The sequence below is a fragment of the Megasphaera sp. UBA4233 genome (assembly GCF_002395615.1).
GTDB lineage: Bacteria > Bacillota > Negativicutes > Veillonellales > Megasphaeraceae > Megasphaera > Megasphaera hexanoica.
This window is the reverse complement of sequence record NZ_DGXL01000019.1, coordinates 108568-132157: the sequence shown is the minus strand read 5'-3', so window position 1 is coordinate 132157 and position 23590 is coordinate 108568. Positions and strand designations below refer to the sequence as shown.

Annotated in this window: 24 protein-coding genes; 4 read left to right on the top strand and 20 right to left on the bottom strand. The window is 49.2% G+C overall.

Going from position 1 to position 23590, the window contains the following annotated elements:
* Window positions 1-20 precede the first annotated feature (20 nt).
* The 3 genes from B2U90_RS05565 to B2U90_RS05555 all read right to left on the bottom strand — a co-directional run bounded on the left by B2U90_RS05565 (window position 21) and on the right by B2U90_RS05555 (window position 1571).
* The gene (locus B2U90_RS05565; RefSeq protein WP_075581280.1) at window positions 21-599 is read right to left on the bottom strand and encodes a lecithin retinol acyltransferase family protein; all 579 of its coding nucleotides are present in this window, start codon (window positions 597-599) and stop codon (window positions 21-23) included.
* A 41-nt stretch (window positions 600-640) separates the two neighbouring features.
* Window positions 641-961 carry a hypothetical protein gene (locus B2U90_RS05560; RefSeq protein ID WP_075581281.1) on the bottom strand — a complete coding sequence of 107 codons (321 nt, stop codon included), beginning with the start codon at window positions 959-961 and terminating at the stop codon, window positions 641-643.
* A 94-nt stretch (window positions 962-1055) separates the two neighbouring features.
* A complete protein-coding gene (locus B2U90_RS05555; protein ID WP_292017312.1) occupies window positions 1056-1571 on the bottom strand; it encodes a methylated-DNA--[protein]-cysteine S-methyltransferase in 516 nt (171 codons plus the stop codon).
* Window positions 1572-1733: 162 nt separating this feature from the next.
* Here B2U90_RS05555 and B2U90_RS05550 point away from each other — a divergent pair, with 162 nt between their 5' ends.
* Window positions 1734-2279: a bifunctional transcriptional activator/DNA repair enzyme AdaA gene (locus B2U90_RS05550; RefSeq protein ID WP_292017311.1), complete on the top strand. Its 546-nt coding sequence runs from the start codon at window positions 1734-1736 to the stop codon at window positions 2277-2279.
* A gap of 31 nt (window positions 2280-2310) precedes the next feature.
* On the opposite strand, the gene B2U90_RS05545 is transcribed toward B2U90_RS05550, so the two are convergent.
* Window positions 2311-2841 carry a phenolic acid decarboxylase gene (locus tag B2U90_RS05545; RefSeq protein WP_292017310.1) on the bottom strand — a complete coding sequence of 177 codons (531 nt, stop codon included), beginning with the start codon at window positions 2839-2841 and terminating at the stop codon, window positions 2311-2313.
* Between the two features lie 159 nt (window positions 2842-3000).
* Between B2U90_RS05545 and B2U90_RS05540 the strand changes: the two genes are divergently transcribed.
* From B2U90_RS05540 to B2U90_RS05530, 3 genes are all read left to right on the top strand, one after another.
* Complete coding sequence (locus B2U90_RS05540) at window positions 3001-3546, top strand: PadR family transcriptional regulator (protein WP_292017309.1); 546 nt, start codon at window positions 3001-3003, stop codon at window positions 3544-3546.
* Between the two features lie 72 nt (window positions 3547-3618).
* Complete coding sequence (locus B2U90_RS05535) at window positions 3619-5637, top strand: BCCT family transporter (protein ID WP_292017308.1); 2019 nt, start codon at window positions 3619-3621, stop codon at window positions 5635-5637.
* Window positions 5634-7007, top strand: a complete 1374-nt coding sequence (locus tag B2U90_RS05530) for a DUF389 domain-containing protein (RefSeq protein ID WP_292017307.1) — start codon at window positions 5634-5636, stop codon at window positions 7005-7007. The genes B2U90_RS05535 and B2U90_RS05530 overlap by 4 nt, the downstream gene beginning before the upstream one ends.
* Window positions 7008-7349: 342 nt before the next feature.
* Here B2U90_RS05530 and mutM read toward each other — a convergent pair whose 3' ends face one another.
* The 16 genes from mutM to B2U90_RS05450 form a co-directional block, all read right to left on the bottom strand.
* Window positions 7350-8174 (bottom strand): bifunctional DNA-formamidopyrimidine glycosylase/DNA-(apurinic or apyrimidinic site) lyase, encoded by an 825-nt coding sequence (gene mutM / locus B2U90_RS05525; RefSeq protein ID WP_292017306.1) that lies wholly within the window; start codon window positions 8172-8174, stop codon window positions 7350-7352.
* Window positions 8175-8184: 10 nt separating this feature from the next.
* Window positions 8185-10767 carry a DNA polymerase I gene (gene polA, locus B2U90_RS05520; RefSeq protein ID WP_292017305.1) on the bottom strand — a complete coding sequence of 861 codons (2583 nt, stop codon included), beginning with the start codon at window positions 10765-10767 and terminating at the stop codon, window positions 8185-8187.
* A 30-nt stretch (window positions 10768-10797) separates the two neighbouring features.
* The gene (locus tag B2U90_RS05515; RefSeq protein ID WP_070807705.1) at window positions 10798-11181 is read right to left on the bottom strand and encodes a hypothetical protein; all 384 of its coding nucleotides are present in this window, start codon (window positions 11179-11181) and stop codon (window positions 10798-10800) included.
* A 14-nt stretch (window positions 11182-11195) separates the two neighbouring features.
* Window positions 11196-11663 carry an SsrA-binding protein SmpB gene (gene smpB, locus B2U90_RS05510; RefSeq protein ID WP_059075364.1) on the bottom strand — a complete coding sequence of 156 codons (468 nt, stop codon included), beginning with the start codon at window positions 11661-11663 and terminating at the stop codon, window positions 11196-11198.
* Between the two features lie 12 nt (window positions 11664-11675).
* A complete protein-coding gene (gene rnr, locus B2U90_RS05505; RefSeq protein ID WP_292017304.1) occupies window positions 11676-14003 on the bottom strand; it encodes a ribonuclease R in 2328 nt (775 codons plus the stop codon).
* A gap of 183 nt (window positions 14004-14186) precedes the next feature.
* Complete coding sequence (gene secG / locus B2U90_RS05500; protein WP_059075366.1) at window positions 14187-14423, bottom strand: preprotein translocase subunit SecG; 237 nt, start codon at window positions 14421-14423, stop codon at window positions 14187-14189.
* Between the two features lie 44 nt (window positions 14424-14467).
* Window positions 14468-15160 carry an RNA polymerase sporulation sigma factor SigH gene (gene sigH, locus B2U90_RS05495; protein WP_059075367.1) on the bottom strand — a complete coding sequence of 231 codons (693 nt, stop codon included), beginning with the start codon at window positions 15158-15160 and terminating at the stop codon, window positions 14468-14470.
* Between the two features lie 12 nt (window positions 15161-15172).
* On the bottom strand, window positions 15173-15700 hold the full coding sequence (locus tag B2U90_RS05490; RefSeq protein ID WP_113855643.1) for an NYN domain-containing protein: 528 nt from the start codon (window positions 15698-15700) through the stop codon (window positions 15173-15175).
* The gene (gene rlmB / locus B2U90_RS05485) at window positions 15697-16449 is read right to left on the bottom strand and encodes a 23S rRNA (guanosine(2251)-2'-O)-methyltransferase RlmB (RefSeq protein WP_292017303.1); all 753 of its coding nucleotides are present in this window, start codon (window positions 16447-16449) and stop codon (window positions 15697-15699) included. Before rlmB ends, B2U90_RS05490 begins: the two co-directional genes overlap by 4 nt.
* Before the next feature lie 12 nt (window positions 16450-16461).
* On the bottom strand, window positions 16462-16938 hold the full coding sequence (locus B2U90_RS05480; protein WP_059075370.1) for a Mini-ribonuclease 3: 477 nt from the start codon (window positions 16936-16938) through the stop codon (window positions 16462-16464).
* Complete coding sequence (cysS, locus tag B2U90_RS05475; RefSeq protein WP_059075371.1) at window positions 16935-18380, bottom strand: cysteine--tRNA ligase; 1446 nt, start codon at window positions 18378-18380, stop codon at window positions 16935-16937. The genes B2U90_RS05480 and cysS overlap by 4 nt, the downstream gene beginning before the upstream one ends.
* 331 nt (window positions 18381-18711) lie before the next feature.
* On the bottom strand, window positions 18712-19155 hold the full coding sequence (locus B2U90_RS05470) for a hypothetical protein (protein WP_141700280.1): 444 nt from the start codon (window positions 19153-19155) through the stop codon (window positions 18712-18714).
* A gap of 18 nt (window positions 19156-19173) precedes the next feature.
* Window positions 19174-20637 (bottom strand): glutamate--tRNA ligase, encoded by a 1464-nt coding sequence (gene gltX / locus B2U90_RS05465; RefSeq protein ID WP_292017302.1) that lies wholly within the window; start codon window positions 20635-20637, stop codon window positions 19174-19176.
* Between the two features lie 28 nt (window positions 20638-20665).
* Complete coding sequence (ispD, locus tag B2U90_RS05460; protein WP_234995351.1) at window positions 20666-21853, bottom strand: 2-C-methyl-D-erythritol 4-phosphate cytidylyltransferase; 1188 nt, start codon at window positions 21851-21853, stop codon at window positions 20666-20668.
* Window positions 21854-23035, bottom strand: a complete 1182-nt coding sequence (locus B2U90_RS05455) for a PIN/TRAM domain-containing protein (RefSeq protein ID WP_059075375.1) — start codon at window positions 23033-23035, stop codon at window positions 21854-21856.
* Between the two features lie 182 nt (window positions 23036-23217).
* A complete protein-coding gene (locus tag B2U90_RS05450; RefSeq protein ID WP_059075376.1) occupies window positions 23218-23556 on the bottom strand; it encodes a hypothetical protein in 339 nt (112 codons plus the stop codon).
* Window positions 23557-23590 lie beyond the last annotated feature (34 nt).

The following is a 23590-nucleotide window of genomic DNA, read 5'->3' as shown; positions in this document are numbered from 1 at the left end:
TCAGTAAAATCCCCCACGCCTCATGAACCTGATTTTTCTGAATCGCGTCGCAGCTTATCCAGGACCTGGGCTTTTAAATCCTGCACAGCTTCTTTCAGCCACGTCTCACGCTGTGTTTCATCACCCAGACATTCCAGCGCTTTTGGAATGGCCTTGCCAAAAAGGATCTGTTCCGTCTGATAACTGCGGTACACGCCGAGCTTGCAGGCATTGGCAAAATGTTCGCAATTATGAAACAGCAGGTCATATTTTTTATTGCCAATACAGGCCCTGGCAAAGGCAATGGTTTCAGGGACCGGGCAAAGTTGTTCCTGTTCTTTCTCCGTATACTGCCGCACTTCAATGATGCCACCCTGACGAAACTCTTCCAGAGAAGTCGCCCTGATTTCCGTGTCCCACCAGTCAATGGGATTATAGTCATCATCTCCGGCAAAAGCGATGACTTCCTCATCGCTGACATAAATCCCGTGATGATAATACAATCCGCCCAGCCGGCGTACGCGTATATGATCTCCCTGCCGGGGAATCTGTATTTCCCAATGCTCCGGTGATCCATCATCGGTGAGCAGTGATACAATCGAATTCAAATCAATAGCCATAATGCCGTCTCCCTGCGTTTATGTTTTCTGGCATTATTCTACTATGATTTGTCCATTTTTCCAACTGTCTTTTTCACAGCTTCTGCCGGATTGGTAAGCCCGGGAACGGCCCCGGCAGAAACGGCCCAGATATATATACTGGCCACCGTACCATAAGGGGAATACCGTTTCTGATACCGGCAGAACAGGTCTTTGGTGATGTTCCGGTGCCGGTATATCATGCGCAGGCCCCGTAATATGGCAAGGTCCCCATAGTTCAGCACATCGGTCCGCTCCAGGCAATGGATGAGCAGCATTTCCGCCGTCCACTGGCCGATACCCGGCAGCTGGCAAAGAGTCTGGCAAAACAGGTTATCCGGCATAGCTGATACGGTCTCTGCCTGGATCCGCCCTGACACGAATTCACGGGATATTCAGAGATAAGCAATTTCCCTTTCTCCATAGGGAAAGTACCTGTCAGCCATGTCTATTCTCCTTCTCCAGCTGCAGCAGATATTTTTTTGTTTCCAGCCCTGCCGCATAACCGGTCAGACTGCCATCAGCTCCGATGATACGGTGACACGGAATGAGAATCAGAATGGGATTACGGTGATTGGCCATTCCTACGGCCCGGCTTGCTTTGGGATTCCCTGCCATTTTGGCAATTTCGCCATAGGTCCGGGTCTGGCCATACGGAATCTGGCATAAGGCATTCCATACGCGCTGCTGGAAGGGAGTACCTGACGGCGCCAGCGGCACATCAAAAGACCGCTGGCGGCCAGCAAAATATTCCTGTAATTCTTCACGGCATTGACGGATGAACCGATTCTCTACCGTCTTATCTTCCATTCCTGCCGGCCTTTCTTCTGCAGAAATCCGTTCTACAGCCGTAACAGCCGTATCCGAAGCGGTGATTTTCAGAATGCCTATGGGGGATGTCATATAACCATATATCTTATTTCCCTTGTTTTCCTGTATCATAGATGTATTCATAATTCCACCTCATTTCACATAAAATAGAATACACTTTATTTTATCGAAAAACGAATCTGCTATCTTCTCAAAAATGGATTTCTAATTTACAATGACAATGTAAAAAACAGGTTGGCAAGGCCTGGCTATTTTATATAATAGAACCAGGAGGTGGATAAAACCATGAACGCAGAAGAAAAGTGGCAGGCGGTCTGCCGCTGTGATGTAAACTACGATGGAATATTCTGGTACGGTGTGAAAAGTACAGGTATTTTCTGTAACCCGTCCTGTAAATCCCGCCGCCCCAAAAAAGATAATATCGTTTATTTTGATTCTCCCCGGGAAGCCATAGATGCGGGCTACCGGGTCTGCAAACGGTGCCGTCCCGACCTGCAGTCCTATGACCCAAACCGGCTTCTGATCCGCCACATAAAAGAAATATTAGATCATAACGCCTGCAACCCGCAGAAACTGCAGGAAGTACTGAGACAGATTCCTATGACGTCCCATCATTTCAATCAGCTGTTCAAGGACCATTATGGTCAGACTCCCCATGCATACATCTTGAACAGGCGTCTAGAAAAAGCAGCCTCTATGCTGAAAACCAGCAGTCAATCGGTGTTGGATATCGCCATGGCTGCTGGTTTTGGTAGTATATCTTCGTTTTATGCGTCATTCCGACGGGTTTACGGCGTGTCACCGGCCCGGTACAGGGAACTAAATCTATAACGGATCGGTTAGCCGCTGTTGGCACAGTTTTTTATTTATGAAGACGATGATAAGAAGCATCAAAGTATTTCCCGGCCCGGATGTCATCGGTCATTCCCGGATAGGGAGCTTCTGAAATGACATCTTCATTATCCTGACCGGCTTTACCGATATAAGTAATTTTGGCAAATTCCGGGACCAGATACTTAGGATACGTTTCATACTTTTCCCGTGATTCTTCCATCAGGGGAATATGTTCATTCTGGAAGCAGACCGTGATATCCGGATGTTCCTGAACCCATTTCGGGAAAAAGATAGTGCCATGCATACGATATTCATCAGGCATGAAGTCAAGGGCTACGTCAGTACCTGTCGGTTCCGTCCAGGTTACTTTAAAGACTCCATCCGTCAGTTTTACAATGTTTGCTTCCTGATTTTTGACCCAGCGCCCAGCAACCATGCCTCCATGGATACGGTAATCGACCGTATGGTCATTTTTGGCATACCATTCGTATTCCCAGCCATTATCGTATGTATAGATAAAATGCGTTCCCAAGAAGTCTTCTAATTCTTTGAATTTCATAATCGCCCCTCCAAATCATGTAAATAATGACATATTTTTGACACGTTTTATTGTACATCTCTTCTCTATTTATGTCAATTATTACATGTTTTAAATTTCATGATTTTTGTCAGAAAATATGCTATACTGAGACAAAACACATAGGGAAGGAAGAGTTTTATGGCCCAAAAAAATATCTTAAAATACATCATCCTCGGCCTGCTGAATCACAAAGAACTGGCCGGTTACGATCTGAAAAAGCTTTTCGAAGGTGAAGTGGGCGACTTTTGGTCTTCCAATCACAGCCAGATTTACCCGGAACTGCGGCGCATGGAAGAAACCGGACTCATTACCAGCCACAGCGAAACGGTCGGCACGAAACTGGAAAAAAAATACTACCGCATCACCCCGGCCGGGCAGGAAATCCTTTCCGCCTGGATGCATGAACCCCTGAGCAGCCTTGTCCCCAGCCGCGATGAATTCACGATGAAACTCTACCTCATCGATGATCCCCGGGACCCGCTTCTCGCCCAGCTTTTCCGGGAAGAAATTGCCCGTCATCAGAAAAAGTACGACTATCTGCGTTCCCGCTGGGAAGCCCTGTTCCGCACACAGGAAGACCGGCTAAAGCATTTCGGCCATTTCCTCATCCTGGAACAGGCTATCGAACGGGAAAGGCAGCGGCTGCAATGGCTTGTTGATACAAAAAGAAATATGATACAATAAAGTTAATATATTTAATATCTTATATTGTTTATAGACTCTTCTTGATCAATTATGTTGAAAGGTGGTTTGTTAGTGAAATTTCCAAAAAACAACTTGCAGGCAAGTATTGTCCTGCCCAGTATCTTATTCATTGGGATCGTCATCATAAGCTGTATCTTCTTTCCCGACCGGACAGATACAATTTTAAGTATTGTAAAAGAATATATATTCAGTTCATTCAGCTGGGTATACATTCTTTGTGTCGCCTTCTTTTTCCTCTTCCTGGTCATCTTATGCCTGGGAAAGCTCGGTGACATCCGCTTGGGAAACGAAGATGAAAAACCAGAATTTTCCTTTTTTTCCTGGCTGTGCATGCTGTTTTCAGCCGGTATGGGCATTGGCCTGATGTTCTTTGGTGTAGCCGAACCGATTTCCCACTTATCGGCCCCCTTGCACGGGTCGGCTTCATCACTGGTCCAAACGAAGGAAGCCATGCTGAACACCCTGTTCCATTGGGGAATCCATGCCTGGGCGATTTACGGTATCATCGGCCTGGCCCTGGCCTATTTCGGATTCCGCTATCAGCTTCCCGTAACCCTGCGTTCCGGTTTTTATCCCATCCTGAAGCATAGACTGAACGGTTTCTGGGGCAACCTGATCGATATCGTCGCCCTCTGTGCGACGATTTTCGGTCTGACGACGACGCTGGGCTTCGGAGCCATGCAGCTCAACGCCGGCCTGAGTGCTGTCGGCATTTTTTCGACAGCCTCTTTTTCCCACATCGTCCTCTTGATTGTCATCGCCGTCGGCCTGGCCATCTTGTCGGCCATTTCCGGCGTAAGCAAGGGAATCCGTTACATGAGCCAGGGGAATCTGATCCTGGCCATCGCCCTGCTCCTGTTCATCCTCTTCGCCGGCCCGACGGTATATCTCTTGTCGGCCTTCACAGAAAACGTAGGCTACTATCTGACACACATCATCGAACTGTCTTTCCGCACTTTCGCCTACGAAAGCACCAAAGAAGAATGGTTCACGAACTGGACCATCACCTATTGGGCCTGGTGGATTTCCTGGGCGCCCTTCGTCGGTCTCTTCATCGCTAAGATTTCCAAAGGCCGCACGATACGCGAATTTGTCGTCTGCGTCCTCCTGGTCCCTACCCTGTTCAATATCTTCTGGATGACCGTGTTCGGCAACGGGGCCATCTGGGTCGACGGCCAGACCGGTGGCATCCTGACCCAGGCCGCCGCGGAAACGGAAAAGCTCTTATTCCTGTTCCTGGACCAATTCCCCCTGGCCCTGATCACCTCACTGATTGCCCTGCTGGTCATCGTCATTTTCTTTATCACTTCGGCTGACTCGGGGATTTTCGTCATCAACAGCATCGCCTCGCAAGGGAAGAATACGTTTCCCAAGTGGCAGACTGTCTTATGGGGAACCCTGCTTGCCCTGCTGTCCATCGCCCTGCTCTATTCCGGCGGCCTCCAAGCCCTGCAGACGATGACCGTCATCATCGCCCTGCCCTTTGCCGTCATCATGATCCTGATGGTGTTCTGCCTGCTCCGGGGCTTGACGATCGATAACGCCTATTTCAGCAGAAAATTGTCAGAAAGTACCGTCTACTGGGATGGCTCCCATTGGCAGGACCGGCTGAAAAAAATCGTATCCGTCGGGACCTTGGACGATTTCCAGCAGTTCCTCAAACAGACCGTCGACCCGGCTTTCCAGGAACTGCGCCAGGAATTTCTGCGGAATGGAATTTCCGTCCACATCCAGGGCAGTGATGATAGTCAGACGGCCTGCCGGGAATTGATTGTCGAAAGCGGGAGCCTCCGCAATTTCATTTATGGCATCCGCTACCGGGCCAATGACGTATCCGATACTGTCGTCGGCTCCCTGTCCTTTCCGACCATTACGGAAGAGGAAAATTATGAACCCATTTGTTATTTTGCCGACGGCCGACGCGGATACAGCATCAAATATATGCAGAAAGATGAATTGATCACCGACGTCCTCCGTCAATATGAACGATATGTCAAGATGCTGGCAGCCGGCAAACACGACTTATACCTGACAGATAAAGTACATCCCGGACAAGGAGGAAAATCATGAACCGCTGGAATAACTTAATCGATTTGAAAGGCGACTCGGCCCCGATGGAAGTCATCAATCAGCGCATCTTATCCGACGCCACCATCGAAGGCACGAACTTGATTGTCTTAGTCATGGCCATCATGATTGCCTGTATCGGGCTGAACATGAATAGCGTTGCCGTCATCATCGGGGCCATGCTCATTTCCCCCCTGATGGGCGGTATCGTAGCAACAGGCTATGGCATGGCAACATACGATGTCCCCTTTATCCGCAAGTCCCTGATTAAATTATCTTTCCAGGTAGGCCTTGCCGTATTAACAGCCTCAATTTATTTTCTCATTTCACCTTTGACCACTCCTACAGATGAAATGCTGGCACGAACCACTCCCACTATTTGGGATGTTCTCGTAGCCTTATGCGGTGGAATTGCTGGTGCCGTCGGAAATACACGGAAAGAAAAAAGCAATGTCATCCCCGGCGTCGCCATTGCTACGGCACTGATGCCGCCTCTCTGCACGGCTGGATATGGTTTTGCTTCAGGAAACTATACATTTTTTCTAGGAGCCTTGTATCTATTTTTCATCAATGCCTTTTTCATTGCCTTGTCTTCGTTCTTGGTATTTAAGATTCTGAAAGTCCCGCCTCACGGCAATGTCGCTGAAGCTCATTTTCGCAAACAGCGTCTCATTTTAGTTATCCTCGGCCTATTAATTACGATTCCAAGCATCTATATGGCTCATCTAACGGTAAAAGATGCGCTCCAGGAAGTCCAGGTCAAATCTTTTATAGAAACAAACATGAATTTTGAAAAAACTAGTGTCGTTTCTTACACACTAAAAGATAAGACCTTGACAATTGATCTTGTCGGGGCTGTCCTGACGGAAGAACAAATAGACCAGCTTAAATCGAACATAAATAACTATCCACGTCTTCAAGGCATATCTCTTTCTATTATCCAGGGAAACAGGAATCTGAACACTGAGGAAGTACAGCGATTGATCAATTCACGTATAGAAAAACAAGGCAAAGCCGAAAAAGAAGCTTCGTACAAGATGCTGACCAGTAAATATTACCCAGCTTACGAACGTGCTGCAGCAGACCAGCAGGTCATCCAGATTCTAAACAGCCAGGCTCCTTTATTATTCCCGGAAATCCAGTCTGTCCGGGGTGGCACGCTAACAGCCTTGCATCGAGATAACGATACGAAAGACGGTACATTTGGCTACGACCGTTTCATGGCCGAAGTTACCGTCAGAACTCCCCTTAGTGCCGATGACGCGCTGCGTCTGCATGATTGGATCAAAGGTCAGGTAAACATGCCTGTCATTCTGAATGTCCAGACCAGCAATGCTCCCAGCGAATACTATGGCAACGGGATTCAATGGTAAAATCAAAACTGCTTTAAGCAGCTGAAAAGTATACTGACCCCCAATTGTTAGACCAAAACTCTAACGATTAGGGGGTCGTTTTGTTATTTATTTAATTTACTCTGGCTTGATAGCAGATGAATCTATCTTTAACTTTTCTGTAATCGCTTGAAAAAAATCAGTACTCCAAAGAGCCTGCTCTGAGATGTTCGCCAAAAAAGTAAGGTCAAATATCGAGTCCCGAACATACTTCCTGATCCAGTACCTGTAACAGGCCGATGTAATCTTTTTTGATGTGGCGGTAGATATCCTGAGCCGTTTCTTCATTACGTTGGATTATCGCCTCAATCGTGCGACAAGCCCCTACGTTTGACACTTTGGGCAGTAGTGGGTACCGCGGCCGTTCAGTTTCGTGTATTCGATAGTCGTGCCGCAGACCGTACACGGCGTGCCTTCCCGGCCGTAGACGCGGAGGTTGTCCTGGTTCTGTCCTTCTTTGCCATTGCCACTGATAAAGTTGCGGATTGTCGTGCCACCGTGTTCCAGGCCTTCCCGGAGGACGGCGACGATGGCTTCATGAAGACGGACTGCTTCTTTTTTCGTGACTTTATCGCTATGACGCATGGGCCGGATGCCCGCCCGGAACAGTGCTTCATCTACGTAAATATTACCAAGTCCGGCTATCTTCGATTGATCCATGAGGACCGTTTTGACAGGCCGGCTAGTCTGTTTCAACAGGCCGTACAGGTATGCTTCTGTAAATTCGGTACTAATTGCGTCCGGCCCCAGGCTGTCATAGCCTTTGATACCCGTCGGCCCCTGGGAGGGAACGAGCCAGAGACAGCCGAGCGTACGGATATCCCGGTATAACAGCCATCCCTGGCTGAGAGTAAACGTGATATGGACAGCCCGGCCGGCATACTTACCGGGATGGTCTTCATAGAGCAGACTACCCGTCATGCGCATATGGGCCAGAAACGACCAGGGGCCGCTGCAGTGGATAAACAGATACTTTCCCTTACGACTCACACCTTCAATGGTCTGTCCTGTTAAAGCAGTGGCAAAGCGGTCCGCCGTCGTGTTCCGGATGAGACGTGGCAAATCCGTCTCTACCTGAGTAATCATCTGCCCTCTGATATGGTCATCGATGAAACCTCGTATCGTTTCTACTTCCGGCAATTCAGGCATATAGGTTCACCTACTTTGCTTCTTCCCAGTTAGAACCACTGTGGATATCGACTACGAGGGGAACAGACAGTTCGACGATGTTTTCCATCGTGTCTTTCAGCAGTCGTTCTACTTCTGCTTTTTCCGCCTCCGGCACTTCCAGAACCAGTTCGTCGTGAACCTGTACGAGGATCCGGCTTCTGAGGCCGCGCTGTTCCAATTCATCCTGTACGGCATTCATAGCCAGCTTGATAATGTCGGCGGCACTTCCCTGGATAGGCGTATTCATGGCCGTTCGTTCGGCAAAGGAACGGCGGGTGAAATTCTTGCTGTTGATTTCCGGCAATGCCCGGATGCGTCCAAACATGGTATGAGTCATACCGCTTTCCCGGGCTTCGGAGACCAGTTTTTCCATATATCCATGGACACAGTTGTAGCGGGCAAAATAGGATTCAATATATTCTTTGGCCTGCTTGCGGGAGATGGAAATATTGCGGGCCAGGCCAAAGTCGCTGATTCCATAGATGATACCGAAGTTGACGGCTTTGGCATGGGACCGCTGTTCCGATGTCACGTCGTCGAGAGGAATGCCAAAGACTTCCGATGCCGTCCGCCGGTGGATATCCTGTCCCTTTTTAAAACCGTCTATCATCGTCGGATCCTGTGACAAATGAGCCAGCAGGCGCAGTTCAATCTGCGAATAATCGCCAGAGACGATGTAGTCATATCCTTCTCCCGGTATGAACAGGGACCGTATTTTCCGCCCCTGTTCCGTGCGGATGGGAATATTCTGGAGATTGGGATCGGAACTGCTAAGGCGTCCCGTCGCCGTGACCATCTGGTTAAAGGACGTATAAATCCGGCCTGTTTCCCGGGAAATAAGAGGTTCCAATCCTTCGAGATACGTGGAAATCAGCTTCTTTAACGCCCGGAATTGTAAAATCTTATCAATCATGGGATGCTTGTCCCGGAGTTCTTCCAGTACGGAAGAATCGGTTGAATATCCCGTCTTCGTCTTTTTAATGACCGGAAGCTGCAGCTTTTCGAACAGAATCTGCCCCAGTTGCTTGGGGGAATTGATATTAAACACTTCGCCCGCATCGTCATAAATAGACTGTTCCAGTTCATCAGCTTTCAGTGACAGTTCCCGTTCCATTTCCTGCAGGCGCGTTTCATCGACAGTAAAGCCATTCATTTCCATGACAGCCAGCGTATGGATGAGCGGTTCTTCAATGGATCGATATAACTCATCCAGCTTAAATTCTTCCAGGGACTGTTTTTCTTTTGGCCAGAGTGCATACACAAATGCAGCTCCTTCATCACAGCGCACCGTATCTGGTGCTTCCGGATTTTCGGCCAGCGGCACGGCAAACTTTTCCGATAAATAGGTCAGGCCATACGCAGTCCGCATCGGATCAAGCAGATATGCCGCCAGAGTGACATCGGCCAGGGGAAGTTTTTTCCCCGTGGCAGCCCATACGGCTTTCGAAAGCCTCTTGCCATCCGATGTAATGACCAGGCCGGCTTTTGAAAGAGCAGCCAGCCATTTAGCAGCGTCTTCACCGGGAATCTGCAGAATGCCATCAGTTGTTGCCAGAGCCAGGTAGGTCACATGAGGCACGGGAAGTGCCGCATCATACAGGGCTTCCACGGCTACAGTCATGCCGGAAAGCTTTTCCGTCTGCCATTGGGAACGATCGAGATATGACAGCGTCACCGCGTCCGCCTTAGGAGCAATATGGGAAAACCGGTCAAACGAAGCAAACCGTTCCAGAAGATTCTTGAATCCGAGCTGACGGAACAGACTAGCCACATCTTCTTCCCTCGGCTGTGGTACAAAATCATCCAGGGAATAGGTCAATGGCACATCACAGCGGATGGTAGCCAACTGTTTGGAAAGAAACGCCGAGTCCTTATTCATGCTCAGCTTTTCTTTCAGCTTTTTGCCGCTTACATCGTCGATATGATCATAGACGCCTTCTACACTGTGAAACTGGGAAATCAGCTTTAATGCCGTTTTTTCTCCTACGCCGGGCACGCCGGGGATATTATCTGCCGTATCTCCCATAAGTGCCTTCATATCGATGACCTGGGCCGGCGTATAGCCATATTCTTCTTCCATGACCTGCGGCGTCACGGCCAGCATATTGGTGATTCCCTTTTTCGTCAGATGAACGGTCACACTGTCATCGACGAGCTGCAATGCGTCACGGTCTCCTGTGACGACGGCAATATCGAGATTCTCTTTTTCCAGTCCCCGTGCCAGTGTGCCGATGATGTCGTCCCCTTCATATCCTTCCTGCTCCAGAATACATATTCCAAGGCACTGGAGCACTTCGCGGATCAGGGCAAACTGTGGGCGCAGTTCATCGGGAGCCGGTTTCCGCGTCCCTTTATATTCGCTGTACAATTCATTACGGAAAGTATGTTTATCCTTATCGAATGCTACGGCTACATATTTCGGGTCCAGTTGTTCATACAGCTTCAAAAGCATGTTCAAAAAGCCATAGACGGCATTTGTATAGTTCCCCTGACTGTCTGTCAGTACGGGAATCGCATAAAATGCACGGTATAGCAGGCTGTTTCCATCGATGATGGCAATTTTATCTTTCATACTAACCTCTATCCTCTGCGTAAGCGTCCCCTAACGGTGGCGCAGCAGCGTTTTTACAATTTGATACACTAAGATGATGACCGCACCTCCCAGCAGATACGGCAATGCCAGTATCAAGAAGCCCAGTGCGCTGATGATAATAGCCAGGACACAGAAAATGATAAAGCCGATGGCCAGCTTGATGCGCAGGGGCAGGCCGTGAGTCATATAAATATGGACATTGGACTGACTTTCTTCCTGTTCCTTTTTTTCTTCATAGACAGTGCCGTCTTCGTTAATGGTCTGTCCTTTGAAATTATCACGTTCGTCATCAGACAAGACAGAAGCTCCGCGGTTTTCTAACTCTGCCTGGTGGCAGCGTTCGCAAAGTCCGTCCGGATAGACTGCTTCATTATCACAATAGCGGCATTTCATGGTATTCCTCCTCATCAGCGCCGTTCTTTCATGCGCCGTTCTATATCGCGTTTTGCTTCTTTTTCGGCCAGGGCCTGACGCTTATCATACAGTTTTTTACCACTGACCAGGGCCACTGTTACCTTTACCTTTCCCTTTTTGAAATACAGATTCAGCGGAATCAGAGTATATCCCTTTTCTTTTGTCTTGCCAAACAATTTCAGTATTTCATACTTATGCATGAGAAGACGCCGTGTCCGCAGGGGATCATGATTAAACCGGTTCCCCTGTTCATACGGACTGATATGCATTCCCAGCAGGAGTAATTCCCCATGCTCAATGCGGCAGAAACTATCCTTCAGGTTTGCCTTTCCCTGACGCAGGGACTTAACTTCCGTCCCTGTCAGGGCAATACCGGCTTCGTACGTTTCATGTATAAAATAATCATGACGGGCCTTGCGGTTTTCCGCAATATATTTTACCCCGCTCGTTCCTTTTGCCAACGCGTGGTTCCTCTACTTTCTGCCCGTCTTGCGGCCTTTGCGGGCTTTCTTCTTCTTTATCTTGCGGCCGCTCTTCTTTACTCTGCTGTTTTTCTTGTTTTTCTTTCCCTTTTTATCTTTCTTGCCCGGTTTATGACCGGCATCATTCATCCAGTCCCGTTTCGTCGTTTCCTTACTGCGATGATGTCTCTTTTCCATACTGGCCGCCATGCGCTGCTGCAAATCTTCCAGTGAATCGACCCGGCCCGGTACAAAATCGATTTCACACCGGTCGGTATTCACTTTTGCCAGAGTAACTTCTATGGAATCGCCCAGACGGTACACATGACCTCCGAGACGGCCGCGCATCGTATAGGATGCTTCATCGAATTCATAATCGTCATCAGTCAGCAGCGATATATGAATCAATCCTTCAATACCATTTTCCAGACCGACAAACAACCCGAATGACGTAATACCCGTTATGTGGGCATCGAAGGCTTCACCGACAAAAGGCACCATGTATTCTGCCTTTTTGAGGTCATCCGTCTCCCGTTCCGCTTCCACAGCGACCCGTTCCCGCGTACTGGCCTGGTCAGCGGCCTGTGTATGGAAAGACAAGGATAGACTGGCTTCTTTTTCTGTCAGCTTCCCTTCGCTCTGGAACTGGCGGATGAGGCGGTGCACCATCAGGTCCGGGTACCGCCGGATAGGTGACGTGAAATGAGTGTAACATTTCGAGGCCAGGCCGAAATGACCGGCATTGACCGTCGAATAACGCGCCTGCTGCATGGAGCGCAGGGCAATCGTCTGCACGACCGCTTCAGCATCGGTACCCTTCGATTTTTCGATGAGCTGCTGGAAATCGGCCGGTTTCACCTCATCGGCATCGGGTACAGGCAGGTCAAAACTGGAAAGGACGGTCCGCATCATTTCCAGCCGTTCCGGTTCCGGTATTTCATGGATACGGTACACACTGGGATTGCCACTGTCACGAAGATAGGACGCAACGGTTTCATTGGCAATCAGCATACTTTCTTCGACAATCTGTTCGGCAATGGAACGGTCCCGGCGTTCCAACCGCAGTGGTTTGCCATCGGGATCGAGTATGACTTTGTATTCCGGGAAATCAAAATCAATAGCCCCGCGGCGCAGGCGCATGGCTTTTAAAATATCTGATAATTCCCGAAGCTCCCGGAGCATCGGCATAAAAGGCCGCAGATCATCGGGAACGATGCCTTCAAGGAGTGCTTTTTTTACTTCGTGATAATTGCAGCGCCGTTTAACCTGGATGACAGCCGGACCGATGTCGGCATGGACGACCTGTCCCTGGGAATCAATTTCCATGACGCAGGTCATGGAATAGCGGTCCTGGCCGGCATTGAGACTGCAGATGCCATTGGAAAGTACGGTCGGCAGCATGGGAATGACCCGGTCTACGAGATAGACACTAGTACCGCGGTTGTACGCTTCCTGGTCTATCGCCGACTGGGGCCGGACATACCAGCTGACATCAGCAATATAGACGCCCAGACGGTAATTCCCGTTGGGAAGGCGGACGACATCGATGGCATCGTCGAGGTCCTTGGCATCTTCGCTATCTATGGTAATCAGATTCCGGTCCCGGTAATCCCGTCTATCCGCTGTCGGTACGACCGTCTGATTGATGGCTTCGGCTTCTTTCTTGACGGCTTCCGGAAAATCAAAAGGCAGTCCGTGCCGGGCCATAATGACCTTGATATCCAGGTCTTTATCTCCGTCATATCCCAGGACTTCCGCAATTTCACCTTCCGCTTTCCGGTTTTCTTCGGGCCAGCGGGTAATCCTGACCAGCACTCTGGCGCTGCTTCTCGCATTCAGAGTCTTATCCAGAGGAACATAAATGTCTTCCCGCAGCCGTTCATCGTCGGGGATGACAAACCCACAGTTCTGCTGCCGGTCATAGGTCCCGACGACGGTCGTATTGGCCCGTTCGATAATGCGGATGATTTCCCCTTCCTGCCTGTGTCCGCGGTTGCTCTGCAACAGCCGGACCTGCACTTTATCATTATTCATGGCCGTATGACGGTTCGATTCGGTGATGTAAACATCTTCTTTCAGGTCATTAGTGATGACGAACCCGAAATTTTTCGTATATCCTTTATAAATACCTGTAATTTCCGCACTTTTTTGTGCTGCCAGGTACCGCTCGCCAGCGATTCTCATAAGCACACCACTCCTTGCCAGTTCATCAAAAGCCGTAAACAGCTGTGCCAGTTGTCCGCCTTTCAAATCCAGTTGCTCGGCACAATCTTCAACAGTGGCACCTTCTTCAGTCTTACTACATATATTTATTATATCATGAGCGAGTTGTTTATCCATTATCTTCTCCAGTAAAAAGGGAATGATGATACAAAATTTCCGTATTGCGTCATCGTGAAGGATCATCGTGTGTAGAAAAAAGAGGCTGCCCGGTAAGACAGCCTCTGTTACGTTTGAAGTTTAAAGCAAAGGAAAACCTGCGTGAGACACATCCGTCATCACGCCGCTTCTCCTGTATCCGGCTCAATATGTGTTCAGCAGTCTTCCCAGAACAAGGGTAAAAATCGTAAAGGCAACTGACAAGATAATCGTAAGCTTGGACAATAACGCATCCATACCACGGGCTCTGCTGCCAAATAAGTCTTCAGCACCACCGCCAAAGCCGGCACCCATCCCCTGTGTCTTACTTTTCTGAGCGACAACGACACCGATAATCAGCAATGCCAAAATGACTACTATAATTTCTAATGCGGTAATCACAATAATCCTCCTCACATAACACACTTAACGGTACTATTGTACACTCATTTCTCTTTTCTATCAATAGGTTCTTTCCCATTATTTTCCTTATCCCGCATTTCCAGATACCGTTCCAGTTTCCGTTTGACCCGTTGCAACGCATTATCAATGGATTTGACATGGCGGTGAAGCTCCTGGGACATTTCATTATACGACTTGCCTTCCAGATAGGCAATCAGCACCTGCCATTCCAGATCACTCAGGACTTCGTTCATTTTCAGTTCAATATCTGCAAAATTTTCCCGGCTGATAATGAGTTCTTCCGGATCTGAAACGGGAGCTGCCGAAACGACATCCATCAGTGTCCGTTCCGACTCATCTGTGTAAATCGGTTTATTCAGGGATACATACGAATTGAGGGGAATATGTTTCTGCCGCGTCGCCGTCTTGATAGCTGTTATAATCTGCCTTGTCACGCAGAGGTCGGCAAAGGCCCGGAACGACGCCTGTTTATCGCCGCGGAAATCGCGGGTTGCCTTATACAGGCCAATCATGCCTTCCTGAATAATATCTTCTTTATCTGCTCCGATGAGGAAATACGAGCGTGCCTTGGCTTTTACAAAATTTCTGTACTTGTGGACAATATAATCGGTCGCTCCGGCATCATGCTCTTCCTGTGCCATGCGGACAATTTCTTCATCAGTCAGATCTTTGAATCTGTCCATTTTTTTCATCATCGCTTGTTTCATTGACCGCATGTACCTGCTTTCTTATTTTGATCTGCGGATTTTCTCCAGTTTTTCGAGGACATCACCGTTCTTTACATGATATACGACTTCGTTGCGGCTGCTGCCCTCTGTGAGAACATTCGTATGCTCATATTGCTTCATTTCCTGCCGGCTGCGCTGTACATCTTCTGCCAGTTCCCGCGCAGTCACGCGGTAAGCACCAGTGCCAAGGATCTGGTTCTGTTCCGGACCATCGGACGTCGCAACGTAAATACTGCGTCGTTCATTCCGGTGTTCATAGACCAGTTTTTCAATGCGGCTGTCTGCCGTTTCTTCCTTGTCCGTAAAGATGATTTCGCAATCGCGGCCCAGTTTCATGCTCTTTTCTGTCTCTTCCGTATACATGGCATCAAAGACAAGTACCAGCATATATCCCTTGGATTTGCCATAACTGGCCAGTATGTCAATCAGTTTTTCCCTGGCATGTTCCAGCGATTCCCGGGCCAGGGGCTGTAAAGACGGCCAGGCAAAAATAATGTTATATCCATCTACTACCAATAAATCTTTCACGGCTGCGTCACCACCTGCCGCTGCCGCACGGCTTCATATATGAGCAAAGCCGCCGCCACAGACGCGTTAAGAGAGTTGACATGACCGAACATGGGAATCTGTACCAGCACATCACATGTTTCTTTGACCAGCCGCGACATGCCTCTGCCTTCACTGCCGATGACCAGTACAATGGGCTCCGTCAATGAGCTGTGGAAATAATCCACCGTGCCATCCATATCGGCACCGATAATCCAGAAGCCCCGCTTTTTCAGCTTCTTCAGGAGCTGCGTGCTGTTTCCAACTGGTACGATAGGCATGTATTCGATAGCACCGGCACTCGTTTTTCCCACCGTTTCATTCAGGGGAGCACTGCGCCGTTTCGGTACCAGGACGGCATGGACACCAGCACATTCAGCAGTCCGGATGATAGCCCCCAGATTATGGACATCTTCGATGCCATCGAGTAGCACCAGAAAGGGAACTTCTCCTTTTGCTTCAACATCGGCCAGTACATCGGTCAGATCAGCAAAGTCAATGGCCGCTGCCATAGCTACGACGCCCTGATGGCGTTTATCCGGAGCCAGGCGGTGCAATACTTTCGGAGGAACGTTTTCGATGAGAATCCCCCGTTCACCAGCCAGCTCCCGGATGCGTTCCAGAGCCGGCGCCTGATTGCCTGCCGCCAGATAGATTTTTGAAATAGACCGGCCTGCTCGCAGCGCCTCTGTCACGCTGTTGCGGCCGATAATCATACTTTCCTTACTCATAGTATCTCCTCATCAGGGATGTGCCATGCGGCAATACTCCTGTGTATGTGTATAGATCTGTTCCATGACGGCCTGCAGCCGTTCCTTCTGGTCAGACAGGACCAGGAACCCGACGAGTGCTTCCAAAGCCGTGCTGTCATGATATTCCGCAACGGAAGCACTTTTCGGTGTCTGGGAATAGGCATTACGTGCCCGCTGACAGACGGCCTGCTCCTCTTCATTCAGGTTTTCTTTTATCTGACGGTATATGATGGCCTGCACTTTGGCTGACACGAACTCGGCTGCCAGCGTATGCAGTACCTGCACGTTGGGTATCCCCGTCCCGACGAGATGACGACGCATATATAATGCATAGTAGGCATCACCAACAAAAGCCAGGGAAATGGGGTCCAGCTGCGCCGGTTCTGCTTCGGGGACATCCAGACGGACTCCTGAAGCAAAAGCGGCGTAAGATTTCTTTTTTAATGCCTGCAGTTGTCTGAATTTCACTTTTTCCAGCGCGCTCCCTGAGGAGAATCTTCTACGGTAATACCCAGAGCCGCCAGCTTATCGCGGATAGCATCGGCCAGAGCATACTGTTTCTGGGCCCGGCATTCCTGACGGACTTCCAGGATAAGGTCCATGAGGTCGTTGTAGTCCTTATTGCTGGCTTCGCCTTTATTGCCATTCCAGCGGTCTTCCAAAATACCGAGGATGTCGGTCATAGTCTTAAAAATCCGTTTGACTTCAGAAACGACGGACGAATCGACAGGAACGTTCTTATTGAGGACCGCATCTTTATAAATATTGACTTTGCGGGCCAGTTCAAACATGGCTGCGCTGGCAAGAGCGGTGTTGAAATCGTCGCACATAGCTTCTTCAAAGTCTTCTTCAATCTTTTTCGCATCGGCCAGAAGCTGGGCTGATGTATCCGATTTAGCACCGGCGGGCATAGCCAGCAATTCCAGAACATTGTCAATCGATGTGCCCAGGCGTTCCAGGCTGCGGGTCATTTCTTCCAATCGTTCGTCGCTGAAATCAAGCGGGCTGCGGTAATGGTTGGAAATGAGGAAATACCGCAGGGCATCGGGACTGTAATGTTCCAGTACGTCTTTGACGAGGAAGAAATTATTCAGAGATTTACTCATCTTTTCAGAGTTGATGGTAATGAACCCGTTGTGCAGCCAGTATTTGACCATCGGTTTCTTGCCTGTATACGCTTCTGACTGGGCAATTTCATTTTCATGATGGGGGAAGATCAGATCGCTTCCGCCGCCGTGGAAATCAAAGGTATCGCCAAGATATTTGTTGCTCATGGCCGAGCATTCGATATGCCAGCCCGGACGTCCCGGTCCCCACGGGCTGTCCCACGAAGGTTCACCCGGCTTTGCTCCCTTCCAGAGAGCAAAATCCATAGGATTATGTTTGCGGTCATCGACTTCAATACGGGCGCCAGCCATCATGTCGTCGAGGCTGCGGCCGCTCAATTCGCCGTAATCGGCAAACTTTTCGACGCTGTAATAGACGTCGTGGTCGATGACATAGGCATAGCCTTTGTCGATGAGGGTCTGGACCATGTGGATGATTTCATCCATGTGTTCCGAAACGCGGGGATATTTGTCGGCCCGACGGATGTGGAGCTTATCCATGACGTCGAAGTAGGATGCGATATACCGGTTGGAAATCGTATCCCATGTAACGCCTTCCCCATTGGCGGCGTTAATGATTTTATCATCGACATCGGTAAAGTTCTGGATGTGTGTGACTTCATAGCCCAGATGTTCCAGATAGCGTTTGATGACATCCCATGTAACGAACGGGCGGGCATTGCCCATATGAGAATGATTGTACGGCGTAATCCCGCAGACGTACATCTTGACCTGTCCCGGCGTTACCGGCACAAATGTTTCTTTACGACGTGTGAGTGTATTGTAAACTTTTAATTCTCTCATAATAAACCTCCTTCAGGTAAATAAAAAGACCGCCGTCCCCTGACAGAGACGGTGGCCCGTGGTTCCACTCTGCTTTATGGCAAACACCATAATCTCAACTACAGGTAACGGCTGTCTCCGGACCGGAATACTGTCATTTCATCCGGCCTGCTCCCAAAGGCAACTCTGCAATTTCATCTGCTGGCCCGGCTCTCAGCAGCTGCCGGACTTCTCTGTAGCGTTCCCTTGCAGATCATTTTGATCATCGCATTTCTAAATTGATATTAATTATTAAATATACTGTATTGTATATTACATGATACTCAATATTTTCTATTCTGTCAAGAACATTTTATGTATCGGTCATATCCGGGCGGTCCCATGTATCGACGGGCGTCTCCTCTTCATCTTCCTCCTCGCCTGCCAGCATTTCATCCATCTGAAAAGCCAGCTGGCAGAAATAAGGATAGTACGGCGAAGTACGGCCTGCTTCCAGTCCCCGGTATGTTTCCCGGCAGGGATATTCTTCCAGGAGCCGTTCATACGGTGGCAGAGGAATGCCGAATACGGGGGAAAATTCCCGGTCCTCTACGTCATCGAGAATGCTGGTTCCGGCCACTCGGAACGTATATATGTCGTTCAGATTTGTACAATGAATATACGTATACCTCCCGTTTCCCTCGGAAAGTTCTATTTCTCCATCCAGCACCAGACGGCCGGCAATCATGCGGGCCGCCCGGTTGCGGCTGAGTACTTCCCACCGGGAAGAAGGCGTCTTGTCAGACGTATCCATCAACGTTCACCATCCCGGCATTCAGTCAGCTATGAGGCCGCTGGCATTGAGCCGGCTGATGACTTTGTCCCGTCCCATGAGGGCGACGATGACGTTCAGGTCCGGTCCGTGCATGACACCTGTAACAGCTACGCGGATAGGCATGTAGACGAATTTACCTTTTACTTTCAGGCCTTTCTGGATTTTTTTGAACAGGGGCTGTACCGTTTCCGCCGTCACTTCGTCGAGAGCTTCCAGTTCATCGCGGAACATTTTGAGAACAGCCGGAGCCGTTTCTTCTTTAAGGACAGCAGCTGTTTCTTCGTTTTCCGGCTGGTAGTCTTCCGTGAAGAATACTTTGGCCGCATCGACAATCTGGGCGCCGTACTGGACGTGTTCGCGCATGGCAGAGCACATTTGTTTCAGCCAGGTCCGTTCATCATGGGAAGGCTGATCTGATGCATAGCCTGCTTTCTGCAAATGAGGCAGGCAGATTTCCAGCAGCTGGTCTTCATCCAGTTCTTTCATGTAATGGAAATTGATCCAGTTCAATTTTTCAATATCAAAGACAGCGGGATTCTTCGCTACCCGGTCCAGGCTGAACTGCTGGCAGAGTTCTTCCATGGAGAAAATTTCCTGATCGCTGTCAGGCGTCCATCCCAGAAGAGCCAGGAAATTGTCAATAGCCTGGGGCAGGTATCCCAGGTCGCGATACTGCTGGACGCTGGTTGCGCCGTGGCGTTTGCTCATTTTCTTCTTATCTTTGCCCAGGATAAGCGATACATGGGCAAAGGTCGGTACGGGAAAGCCCAGTGCTTTATAGAGGACGAGCTGGCGCGGTGTATTGGACAGATGTTCTTCCGCACGGATGACATGGGTAATATGCATGAGAGCATCATCCATGACAACACAATAATTATATACAGGAATTCCGTCTGATTTGACAATGACAAAATCGCCTACTTTATTGGAGTCAAAAGCGACATGTCCCCGTACGAGATCGTCGAATTCGAGAGTTTCATTCTTCGGGGTCTTGACTCGGATGACATAAGGCCGGCCTTCTTTCAGGTACTGCTGCACCTGTTCCGGCGACAGATGGGAACACTTGCCGGAATAAACCGGTGTTTCTCCCTTTGCCATCTGTGCTTCTTTTTCGGCTTCCAGTTCTTCGGGAGTACAGAAACAATAGTATGCTTTACCTTCTGCTAGTAATTTATCGGTATATTTTTTGTAGATATCCAGGCGTTCCATCTGACGGTACGGTCCGTCCGGGCCGCCTACATCAATACCTTCATCCCAGTTGATACCCAGCCAGCGCAGTGCTTCCTTGATATTTTCTTCCGATTCACGGGTAGAACGCTTCTGGTCCGTATCTTCAATGCGGACGACAAAGGTACCACCGGTATGTTTGGCTTCCAGGTAATTGAAAAGAGCCGAGCGGGCACCGCCAATATGGAACGGGCCAGTCGGGCTGGGTGCAAAACGTACGCGTACTGTATTAGACATAACAAACTCCTCCTACTATCTATTACTATTAATTTCTGTATTTAATAACCATGGCAGCGGCCTGGGCGGCCATGCCTTCCTGCCGGCCTACAAAACCCAGGTGTTCTGTCGTAGTCGCTTTGACACAGACGGCAGACGGATCAATCTGCAGGGCATCTGCCAGATTGGCTGTCATCTGAGCCACATATGGCTTGATTTTCGGCTGCTGGGCCAGGAGCGTCACATCGACGTTAATGACGCGGCAGCTGTTCTCTATCAGTATCTGCCGTACTTTACGCAGTAAAATAAGGCTGGAAATATTCTTAAATGCCGCATCCGTATCGGGAAAATACGTACCGATGTCTTTCAGCCCTGCCGCTCCCAGGAGCGCATCCATGACGGCATGGACGAGTACATCCGCATCAGAATGGCCATCCAGTCCTTTTTCATAGGGAATCTCCACGCCGCCCAGAATCAGTTTCCTTCCTGATACGAGCGGATGGACATCATAGCCGCTGCCGACACGGTGCTCTGACGGTCCGGTCATATAAAATTCAAGGACCGGCACATCGTCCATCGTAGTCACTTTATGATTCCGTTCATCCCCCTGGAGAATAACAACCTTTTCCCCCATTGCCTCTGCCAGTGAGGCATCGTCTGTCCCCGTCAGGTGATGCTCTTTGGCGTACCGGTGGGCTTCCAGCAGTGTCTGGCGCCGGAAGATCTGAGGCGTTTGTACAGCAATCAGGCGGCTCCGGTCCAGTGTGCGGACACGCTGCAGCCCCCAGGCTCCAGCTTCTTCCCGTTCCTTGACCGTATCTTTGACAGGAATAGCATATACAGCTACATTTGCTTTTTCCATAACCGGCACGGCATTATCAAACCACTCCGGACCGGCCATGGGGCGTGACCCATCGTGGACCATAATGATGTCGGCTGACTCATCTGCTGCCACGAGGCCATTATAAACAGAATCTTCCCGTTCCGCTCCTCCCAGAGCAAAACGGACCGGTACAGACGGATGCAGGCCGGCAACCATATCTTCTATATCCCTCCGGTCCCGTTCCGCTACTACAATGACGACTTCACTGACACAGGCTGCAGCAAAAACGTGCTGCAGCGTATGAGTCAGTACAGGTTTTCCGCACAAAGGAAAAAACAGCTTATTGCGCTCATAGCCAAAACGCCGGCCTGAACCGGCCGCTACTATGATGACAGATACTTTCAAACCTTTCACCTACTCGTGTTCGACTTTTACAAATATCATACGCCCTGCCGAAGTCTGCAAAACAGAAGTAACTACGACGGGGACGGTAGAACCAATATATTTCTGGCCATTTTCGACGACAATCATAGTACCATCGTCGAGGTACCCTACACCCTGATTATTTTCTTTACCGGCCTTGACGACCAGTACTTCCATATGCTCTCCCGGAATCCGGGCCGGCTTCAGTGCATTGGCCAGATCATTGATATTCAGGACAACGACACCCTGCAGCGCCGCTACCTTATTCAGATTATAGTCATTAGTCACGACTTTGGCGTTGATTTTCCGGCCCAGCCGGACCAGTTTGGAATCAACGCCCTGCACATCATCAAAATCATCATTGATGATACGGACTTCTACATAGTTGTCTTCCTGCATCTGCTTCAGTATATCCAACCCGCGGCGCCCTTTGTTTCTCTTCAGGACATCAGAGGAATCGGCAATAAGCTGCAGTTCCTCCAGGACGAAAACAGGCACCAGAAGAGGCCCTTCGAGGAAACCGGTACTGCATATTTCCGCAATCCTCCCGTCGATGATAGAACTTGTATCCAGGAGTTTCCCTGAAAATTCTTCTTTTTTCCGTTCTTTTTCCCTATTTTTGGGCAAGCGGAAAATACCGGCCCAGCTGACGATTTCTGTCTTCTTGCGTACAGCTATACTCATGCCGGCATACCCGAAAATAATGCTGAATACAATTGGCCCATACGCTCCGATAATCGGCAATTTGGAAAACGCCAGTCCTATTAAATTAGCAATAATGAGTCCAAAAAGCAATCCCAGCGTTCCAATAAGCAGATCCTGCGTAGAAAAGTCACTCAGGCCCGTTTCCATGCGCTGAATAACCTTCCATATCAGCCGCAGCACGAGCGGTGACAAGATATATCCCAGAACGACACCCAGAAGGGCTCCCACGATATAGGTAATCATAGTCATCAGTGTCGTACCAAAAATACCAATCCGGGAAAAACGACCCTCGATTTCTGCACTGAAAAAAGGCGTCGTCACCAGCTGGTCTGCCAACATGACAAAGATGACGGCCATGATCAGCATAACCGCACCTTTCATGATATTATCAGCAATTTTACGGCCATTGAGTTTCTTGCGTTCCGGTTTTCTTTTTTCTTTATTTTCTGTCGTATGTACATCAGCCATAGTATGTCACCCCCTTCTCATATTAATCAACATTTTCATTCATTATACCTGTAAAAAGCATCTTTTTACAATTTCTTATCATACCATATTTTTTGATAAGACTCCACAAAAAAGAACACGTCAGGGAAAAAACACGAGCAGCTCTGCCTTTCTATACAGCAAAACTGCTCGTCTTTCTCTATTCAGCGATGGCACCCGCCATAGTAACCACCGTTACCGTGATGTCCATAGCCATTGCCGTGATGTCCGTACCCATTACCGTCCCCGTAGCAGGGGCCTGTCATTTCGACGGCACCATTTTCATTGACTACGTAGCCACGGTGCTGGATAACCGGTTCCATATGACCATCTGCCATAACACGGCGTCCCTGATAATAGGTAACGGGGCTGTTGCAGTCATATACAGTCGATCTTCCTGCCGGACCAGCAGTACTGTTATGATAATATGCCAGAGCACTTCCGCCACATAAAAGGGCCACTGCCGTACATAATACGGCCAGTCTTTTCACTCGTTTCTGCATAATTGTCCAACCTCCCTTGTACTTTCTTTTTAAA